Here is a 1122-nt window from a genome sequence, read left to right on the forward strand (position 1 = left end):
GGCCCGTGCCGCGGACGCCGCCGAGGCGGCCGGGAGCGCGTACGCCGCCGAGCGGCGCGCCGCCGAGGCCCTGGGCGCCGAGGAGCGCCTGGCCGAGCTGCTGGGACTGCCCGGCGGAGAGGGGCCGGGGGCTCCCCCGGAGCCCGGATCCTCCGTTCCCGGTCCAGCCCCCGCGCTGGACGCCGAGGGGCTGGACCGCAACGCCGAGACCCTGCGCGCGCTGCTGGAGGATTCGGTCGCCGCCGCCGAACGCCAGCTGTTCGACCTGCGCACGGCCGCCGCCGACGACTCACGCATCCTCGGCGCCCTCGGCGACGGCGGACTGCTGCCGCCCGGCCCCGATGTCCTGGCCACCGTCGAGTACCTGGGCGAGCACGGCATCCCCGCCCTGCCCGGCTGGCGCTATCTCGCCCAGTCCGTGGACCCGGCCGATCACGCCGCCGTCCTGGCCGCCCGGCCCGAACTGGTCGACGGTGTCGTCATCACCGACCCCGAAAGCCACGTCCGCGCCCGGGAGGTCCTGGCGGGCGCAGCCCTGCTGCCCCGCTCGGCCGTCGCCGTCGGCACCGCCGCCGCGCTGCTGGCGCCCGTCCCCGCCCCCGGCGGGGAGAGCGCCGGAACCCCGGGCGGCTCGGGCGTGTTCCTCGTGCCGCCCAACCCGGCCATGCACGACGAGCACGCGGCCGACGACGAGCGCCGCCGGCTGCGCGAGCGCGCCGCCGCCCGCGACGAGGAGATCCGCTCCCTGGCCGCGCGGCTGTCCGCCGACCGCTCCCTGACCGCCCGGATCGCCTCCTGGCGCACTGGCTGCCCGCCCGGCCGCCTGGCCGAGCTGGCCGGCGGGGCCCGGGCCGCCGCCGAGGCCGCCGAGGCCGCCCGGCAGCACCTGGAGGAGACCCGCGCCGCCGCGACCGAGGCCGAGGAGAGTGCCGCCGAGGCCGCCCGCGTACGCGAGGAGAGGCAGGAGCGAGCCCAGCAGGCACGCCGTTCCGCCGACGCGCTGGCCGGACTCGCCTTCCGGCTGCGCGAGCGCGCCAAGTGGCAGGCCCGGCTGCGGGAGCTGGCCGAGGAGGCGGCCGAGGCCGAGGCCCGGGCCGGCGCCTGCCTGGAGCGGGCCCGCTC

The 1122-nt window shown here is 80.2% G+C and carries 1 pseudogene; it reads left to right on the forward strand.

The features are described from left to right. Positions 1–1122: pseudogene (locus tag AC2CJA_RS26795) on the forward strand (hypothetical protein); the annotation flags it as partial.

Source organism: Streptomyces sp. ATLC9, assembly GCF_057196705.1.